A 7,938-nucleotide genomic window follows, 5' to 3' on the forward strand; every position below is an offset into this window, starting at 1 on the left:
TTCTTTTCGGTCACTTGTTTGACCGCCTGGATTTTGAATTCTTCGGGATATCGCTGGTTGCTCATGGCACCTCCTAATGGGCCTCATTTTAAGGCTTGGAGGTGTCTACGAAACTAGGGGCGATTCACCTGGTGAAGCAAGCATCTCGGCAAATGCGAACGACATTGTGCCGTAATACAGATTGAGTACACGTTGACTGACATTTCTTCGATCAATGGCACTGAAATAATCGGTGGCATTTCGGAGCGCGAAAGCAACGCCCTCTCCCTTTGACACAATGGTCGACGGCTCAAGACTTAGGCTTTCAAGTTGAGCGCGACGGTCGACCATCTTTCGAGCAAGAGTTGCACTTTTTAACTGAGCAAGCCTCGCCCAGACTGCTTCTATCGGAGTCTCTGAAAGCAGCACTCGCCGCGGTGCTTGCAACTCTTCAAGGCTCGTCTCTTCTGCTTGCGTTGTCGTAGGAGCAAACTTTCCAGTGCTGCTTTCACGGTTCCATTCGATGAGAAAGGGTTGAAAATCGTCAATCGGCTTCACGGGAATGGATACCCCCATAGCGAATGACTCAACCATGTACGGCTGTCCGTTAAAAAAGATAACGGACACCTCTCCAGCCAGTTGCTTGTATACATTGTTGCTCGTCGCTGACGAATAGAGTACTGCGGCCGAACGCTCCGCCCCGCCTCTAGACGCCTTTACGACCACATACTCTCCTGCGGCAACCTCACGGACTATGGACGCTTCCCAGCCATGTCCGACTAGCTTATCAAGCATATTTCTTTTCACTGCGTCCCGCAGAATATCTAAGCGCGCCTTCCATCCGCTGTCTTGCATATGCCTTCTCCTTGCTCTGTCTCTCTACCAAACACTATCGCAGCTTCATTCATAGCATTGATCGATCGAATCCACAGCCAATAGCGGCCATACACGCTCCGTTACTGAATAATTGGTTTTCGTAAAAAGCGGGTGGCAGAAGCCGACGCGACATTACGCTCCGGCTACTTCCATTACCGCCATTTCACTTTTTGATGGATACAATCGTGGCTCGGCCACCCTCTAACCGGAATGAAAACGACACTCGGTCTCCGGCCGTCAGCCCTGTCAGCTGATCTTCCGTTACGGAAAAAGCCATGGTCATAGCAGGCCACTGCACGGCTGGCACGGCGCCATGAGCGATAGTCACTGTCTGCTTCTCGGAGTTAATTGACTTGATCGTGCCCTCCGCTTTGGCTATCGGAGCCTGCTTTACGTCCTGCTTCATCTCCATGCCCTCCATACCGTCCATTTTCATGCCCGGCACGTCCTCTGCCAGGGCAGAAAGAGACAGCGCAAATACGGTGCTTGCAACTGCAATCAGGGTCAGTTTCATAGGACGTTTCCTTGAGAGTTAATGGGTTCAACTGAGAGGTGCCGGCGACGCATCAGGCGATAGGCTGCCGGAATGACAAACAGCGACAGCAAGGGTGCGGTGATCATGCCGCCCACCATGGGCGCGGCGATGCGACTCATCACCTCGCTGCCGGTGCCGCTGCCCAACAGGATGGGTAACAGGCCGGCAATGATCACGGCCACGGTCATGGCCTTGGGTCGAACGCGCTGCACGGCCCCTTCACGAATGGCCGCAATCAGCCCACGCTCAGTGTTGTCACCGAGGTCTTCACGTTCGGCCCAGGCGTTTTTCAGGTAGAGCAGCATGATCACGCCAAATTCGGCAGAAACACCGGCCAAGGCGATAAAGCCGACCCCGGTGGCGACCGACAGGTTGAACCCCAACAGATAGAGGAACCATGCCCCGCCAGTCAGGGCGAATGGCAGAGTGGCCATGATCAGCAGGGCCTCGTCGAAGCGGGCAAACGTCAGGTAAAGCAATACGAAGATGATCAACAGCGTGGCAGGCACCACCAGTTTGAGTCGTGCGTTGGCCCTTTCGAGAAATTCGAACTGTCCTGAGTAACTCAGGCTCATGCCGGGCTGAAACTTGACCTGCTCGCTGACGACCCGGCGTAGATCGGCGACTACCGAGGCAATGTCCCGGCCACGCACGTCGATGTATACCCAACCAGAGGGCCGTGCATTCTCGCTCTTGAGCATCGGCGGGCCGTCGCTGACCTTGACCTTCGCCACTGTGCCGAGGGTGATCTGGCTCCCTAGCGGGGTGTAGATCGGCAATTGCTCCAGGGCGCCGAGCGAGTCACGCCACTCCCGAGGGTAACGTACGTTGATCGGGAAACGTGCGAGCCCTTCAATGGTCTCCCCGACGTTCTCACCGCCGATAGCACCGGCCACGATGGATTGCACATCGGCGATGTTCAGCCCGTAACGAGCGGCTGCCTTACGATCGATATCCACATCGATATAGCGACCTCCCGTCAGACGCTCGGCCAGCGCCGAACTGACGCCGGGCACATCCTTGGCCACCCGCTCGACCGCCTGGGTAGCGGCATCAATCTCGGTCAGGTTGGTGCCGGCAACTTTCACCCCAATAGGACTCTTGATCCCCGTGGCCAGCATGTCGATTCGGTTGCGAATCGGTGGTATCCAGATATTGGTCAGCCCAGGAACTCGCACCACTCGATCCAGCTCTTCCACCAGTTTTTCCTGAGTCATACCTGGGCGCCATTGCTCCTGTGGCTTGAACTGGATGGTGGTTTCGAACATCTCCAACGGCGCCGGGTCGGTGGCAGTTTCAGCACGACCGGCTTTACCAAAGACATGTTCGACCTCCGGCACGGTCTTGATCAGGCGGTCGGTCTGTTGCAGCAGTTGCGCCGCTTTCTGCGCCGACAATCCCGGCAGAGCCGAAGGCATATAGAGCAGGTCGCCCTCGTCCAAAGGCGGAAGAAACTCGCCACCCAAGCGCGACATTGGCCATAGTGCGCTGATAAAAACCAGCAACGCGACCAGCAGCGTGATCTTCGGTCGTCGCAAGACTGCATCCAGAGCCGGCTGGTAGATCCGGATTAGCCAGCGGTTCAACGGGTTCTGTTGTTCACTGGGAATTCGTCCCCGAATCCAGTAGCCCATCAACACCGGCACCAAGGTCACTGACAATCCCGCCGCTGCGGCCATGGCGTAGGTCTTGGTGAAAGCCAGCGGGCCGAATAGCCGCCCCTCTTGGGCTTGCAGGGTGAACACCGGAATGAACGACAGGGTAATGATCAACAAACAGAAGAACAGTGCTGGTCCAACTTCAGCCGCCGCTTCGGTCATCACGTGCCAATGACGTTCACCCTTCAGTTCCTCCCCCGGATTGGCCACGTGCCAAGCCTCAACCTTCTTGTGCGCGTTTTCAATCATCACCACGGCAGCGTCGACCATGGCACCGATGGCGATGGCAATTCCGCCCAGGGACATGATGTTGGCGTTGATCCCTTGATAACGCATCACGATGAAGGCGATCAGCACCCCCACCGGCAGGGAGATGATTGCCACCAGAGATGAACGCAGGTGCCAGAGGAAGATGCCACACACCAACGCGACGACGATGAACTCTTCGAGCAGTTTGTGGCTGAGATTTTCCACCGCGCGGTCGATTAGTTTGCTGCGGTCGTAGGTGGTGACGATTTCCACCCCCGCCGGCAAGCTGCTTTTCAACTCGTCGAGTTTGGTCTTGACCGCCGCAATGGTTTCGCGAGCGTTCTTGCCGCTGCGCAGAATTACCACACCGCCAACCGTCTCGCCTTCGCCGTCGAGTTCGGTGATGCCACGCCGCATTTCCGGACCCAACTGGATCGTGGCGACATCGCCAAGGGTCACAGGCACACCACCCGATCCCAGCTTGAGTGGGATCGCCCGAAAATCATTGAGCGTTTTCAAGTAGCCGGAAGCACGCACAATGAACTCGGTCTCTGCCATCTCCAGGACGGCGCCACCGGTTTCCTGATTGGCCTTGCCGATCGCTTCGGTCACCTCAGCCTGAGTGATACCGAGGCTGGCCAGTTTGAGGGGATCAATCTGGACCTGGTACTGCTTGACCATGCCGCCCACGGTGGCCACTTCCGCAACGTTGGGCAGGGTCTTGAGTTCGAACTTGAGGAACCAGTCCTGAAGTGCGCGTAGCTGCGCCAGATCGTGTCCTCCACTGCGATCCACCAGTGCGTACTGATAGATCCAGCCCACTCCCGTTGCATCCGGCCCCAACGCCGGTTTGGCGCTGGCCGGCAAGCGACTTTGTATTTGGCTCAGGTACTCCAACACCCGCGAGCGGGCCCAATACAAGTCAGTACCGTCTTCGAACAGCACATAAACAAAGCTGTCACCAAAGAAGGAGTAGCCGCGCACGGTCTTGGCGCCAGGCACCGAAAGCATGGTGGTGGCCAACGGATAGGTCACCTGGTTCTCGACGATCTGCGGTGCCTGTCCCGGATACGGGGTTCGGATGATCACCTGAACATCGGAGAGATCCGGCAGCGCATCGATGGGCGTGCTCTGCACCGACCAGATGCCCCACGCCGTGACAAACAGTGTCGCCAGTAGCACCAGGAATCGGTTGGCTACTGACCAACGAATCAGGGCAGCAATCATAGCTGGCCCCCTGATTTCTCTAGACGCTCAACACGCAAGCCATCGTCGGTTTGACTCACTGCAATCCGGACCTTGTCGCCCGTTTTGAGGCCCTGCATCAGCGCCGGATTGGCGAGCGGGAACGTCATCGTCATGCCAGGCATGCCCAGCGTTTTGAAGGGGCCATGGGCGAGTGTGACTTCTTTGTCGTTGATCTCAACGATCTGCCCATCCGCCTCATGAAAACTGGAGGCTGTCGCGTTGATTGGTGACTGTTCCTCTGAGTTTGCAACGATGCCCTTAAGACTGGCCTCCGAGTCGAGCAGGAACTGGCCAGAGGAAACCACCTTCTGGCCCTCTTCCAGACCTTTCAAGATCGCCGTCTTGCCATCGTTTTCCTGCCCAATCAACACTTCAACAGGACGATAGCGGCCAGCGTCTTCAGCGAGCATCACCAGGGCACGTCGACCGGTGCGAATGACGGCCTCGCTCGGCACCCACAACACACTTTGCTCCGTTGAACGATTGAGGCTCACTCGTGCGGTCATACCCGGCCTGAGACGGCCTTCTGGGTTAGGTAACTCGACGCGTACGCGAAGGGTGCGGCTATCCGGATTGGTTTCCGGAAGAATCGCGCCGACGACGCCCTTGAGCACAACCCCAGGGAACGCGGGCAAACGCGCCTCTGCCGCTTGCCCCATGAGGATTGATCCAGATTCAGTCTCCGGAACGGCCAGGGCCAGCCAGACGCTACTCAAACCATTAACGCGTGCCAGTGTCTCGCCGGCGGCCACCGTCATACCCTCGCGCACATTGAGCTCTTGCAGCACACCACTAATAGGGCTGGTGAGGGTCAGGTTTGGTTGGACTTTGCCACTGCGCTCTACTTGAGCAATTAATGCCGCCGGCATCCCGGTGAGCCGCAAGCGCTGGCGAGCCGCTGCCAGCAAGCCCGCATCGCCACTGCGCTTGAGTGCGAGAAACTCCTCCTGAGCCGCAGCCCACTCAGGTACAAGGATATCCGCCATGGCGGCATTGGCTTTGATCACGTCGCCAGGAGCATGGGCATACACGCGCTCGACGAAACCCGCCGTACGGGCTTGAATGACGGCGACGTCCCGCTCGTTGAAAGCCAACACACCGACAACGTCCAGACTCGAAGCAAACACACCTCGACTGACGGTAGCCAGTCGCACACCGAGATTCTGAGTCAGGCTTGGATCAATGCGAACGGCTGCGCTGTCCCCTTTGATGTCGGCGTACTGAGGGACCAACTGCATGTCCATGAAGGGCGACTTACCCGGCTTATCGAACTTTTGCTGCGGGGACATAGGGTCGTACCAATACAGCACTTTGCGTTCGTCCAGAGAGGGGAGGCTCTGCTCCGGGGCTGCCCCAGGTACTTCGCTCATGCCCTGCTGAGCGAACCAGTAACCACCGGCAACACCCAATACCAGCGAGAGGCCTACCAGCAATGCCCCGTTCCACTTTCTAAGGTTCATTGGCTGGACTCCCCGTAAGCAAAATACAGACGCGCACTGGTCAGCGCTCGCTGCTCTTCCACGTCAATCTGTTTGAGGCGGGCTTCGATGAGCTCGCGCCGAGCGGCCACGACGGAGCTCAAATCGCCTTTGCCGGCGCGGTAGCTGGCCATGCTGAGCTCGACCTTCTCCTTGGCCAAGGGCAGCAAACTGTCCTGGGTTCGATGGACGGCACGATTCAAGCGTTCATAGTCGGCCAGCTCGTCCTCCAGTTGCTGGGTGTGCTCGCGTGACAGGGCTTCACGCTCAGCCTCAAGCTGGTTGAGTTCAGCGTGCTTGGCCGCAATTTTGGGGTTTTGCCGAGAGTCAGGAAACAGTGGTAGATCCCAGGAAAATTGCACGCTGACCATGTCGCCGAACTGTCGGCCGCGATTCTGATAGTCGACTTCCCAGCTCCAATCCGACTGTTTTTCCGCTTCGGCTTCACGGACCTTGGCTTGCGCTTCGCGGGTCATTGGCGCAAAAGCAGCCAATTCTGGGTGGTGTTGCAGCTTATGAGAGTAGTCAGAGGCTTCGACAGGCCATTCAGGCAAGCTGCCCACAGGTTTGTCATTGGCGGCTGGTCCAATCCAGCGCTTCAGGGCCGCTCGGGCCTGTGCTCTCTGACGAATCAGATCGTCCTGCTGCTCTTCCAGTTGTGCCGCTTCCTGTTTGGGCGTTACTGCATCAGCAGGTTGAGCGCGGCCGCCGGCAATTTGTGCCCGGACGGTATCGGCCAGCAGACGGTTTTCTTTGTAGAAGTCCTGAAACAGCGCGTCTTTACGCTCAACCGAGTAGCTGTTGATCCAGGCCAACGCCGTGGCCTGACGAACCTTTAGACGTTCGACCCGGCGCTCAGCCGCGGCGCGGTCAATGGCCGCATCAGCGACCTCGATTCGGGCTTTGCGCTTGGCGCTGTTGGGCATCTCCTGACTGACTCCGACCATTCGCATAGTCATGAAGTCCTGGTCGATGCTCCAGCGATCCGGCCCCCCAATGGGGTAGTTCTGTACGCCTAGCAGCAACTTGGGATCGGGTAGTTCACCAGCGGGGATGGCCGCACTACTGGCAGCCTGAATTTTCGCGTCTTGTGCAGTCAGCGACGGCGCATTGTTTTCAGCCAGCTGCAAAGCTTCATCGAGTGTCAATGCGGCAGCGAGACTCGGCAATGCCAGTACGCTTGCCGCCAGGCCGGCCACGAGGGACCACCCTGTGCAATAGCACTTGGAGTTCATGTTCACGATTCCTGTGATGATCCACTGCGCGCTTCATCAGAGATGCACGCAGATATGCCATCCCGCTAACGCGGAATGAGGCTCAGTGTGGTACAGGAATCAAGTGCGGGGCGGTCGCCATACCCCTGACGGGGTTTGTACTGGATGGGAGTCTAGGGAGAAGGACAGTACGAGGGGGCTGGATAAGGTGATAGGAGGCTTGATGATGGAGACTTGCAGCATGCCACCAGTCTTGCACTCCTGACCTGACTTACAGGGTTTGCCGTGCTCGGTGGGACTTTTCATGTCCTGGCAGCAGTCTTGCTCCATGCCGTGCATCATCGCCATGCCCATGGTTTTCATGGGGCAGGGCTCAGTCGGCGCCTGAACACCCGCCATCCCGCTGAGGGGGAGCGCCAGGCTAATCAGGAAAATCAGGCAAAACCGTAGGTAGCGTTTCATGGGCTGGAGTGTAGCCGGTGGAAATGGCCCTTACAATTCACCTTCTAGACTCCTTCGTCGGCTGTCACCAACCTCTATTCCGCGCTCATTTCCATTTCCGGACTTAAAGTGCCTAAGGATGCTCCGATCAACTTGTCGTGCAGCCGCGGCAAGTTGCAATTTTCCAGGCACCTACAGCGTCATTGGACGAAAAGTGACCGAAAAATCATGTACGGAGAGCTTTTTCGACCGGTTCTCCG

6 protein-coding genes are annotated in these 7,938 nt (G+C 57.6%); all 6 read right to left on the reverse strand.

Annotation, left to right across the window (positions count from 1 at the left end):
* Window positions 1–105: 105 nt before the first annotated feature.
* Entirely contained in the window at window positions 106–834 is a 729-nt protein-coding gene (locus tag TU74_RS22525; protein WP_241485601.1) for a hypothetical protein, read from the reverse strand.
* A 184-nt stretch (window positions 835–1,018) separates the two neighbouring features.
* Window positions 1,019–1,369, reverse strand: coding sequence for a copper-binding protein (locus tag TU74_RS22530; RefSeq protein WP_048377695.1), 351 nt, complete (start codon window positions 1,367–1,369; stop codon window positions 1,019–1,021).
* Window positions 1,366–4,524, reverse strand: a complete 3,159-nt coding sequence (locus TU74_RS22535; RefSeq protein WP_048377696.1) for an efflux RND transporter permease subunit — start codon at window positions 4,522–4,524, stop codon at window positions 1,366–1,368. The genes TU74_RS22530 and TU74_RS22535 overlap by 4 nt, the downstream gene beginning before the upstream one ends.
* The gene (locus TU74_RS22540; protein WP_048377697.1) at window positions 4,521–6,005 is read right to left on the reverse strand and encodes an efflux RND transporter periplasmic adaptor subunit; all 1,485 of its coding nucleotides are present in this window, start codon (window positions 6,003–6,005) and stop codon (window positions 4,521–4,523) included. The genes TU74_RS22535 and TU74_RS22540 overlap by 4 nt, the downstream gene beginning before the upstream one ends.
* Window positions 6,002–7,258, reverse strand: a complete 1,257-nt coding sequence (locus tag TU74_RS22545) for a TolC family protein (RefSeq protein WP_048377698.1) — start codon at window positions 7,256–7,258, stop codon at window positions 6,002–6,004. The genes TU74_RS22540 and TU74_RS22545 overlap by 4 nt, the downstream gene beginning before the upstream one ends.
* Window positions 7,259–7,357: 99 nt before the next feature.
* Complete coding sequence (locus TU74_RS24845; RefSeq protein WP_048377699.1) at window positions 7,358–7,699, reverse strand: hypothetical protein; 342 nt, start codon at window positions 7,697–7,699, stop codon at window positions 7,358–7,360.
* Between the last annotated feature and the right edge of the window lie 239 nt (window positions 7,700–7,938).

The sequence above is a fragment of the Pseudomonas lundensis genome (genome assembly GCF_001042985.1).
In the GTDB taxonomy this organism is placed as follows: Bacteria; Pseudomonadota; Gammaproteobacteria; order Pseudomonadales; family Pseudomonadaceae; genus Aquipseudomonas; species Aquipseudomonas lundensis.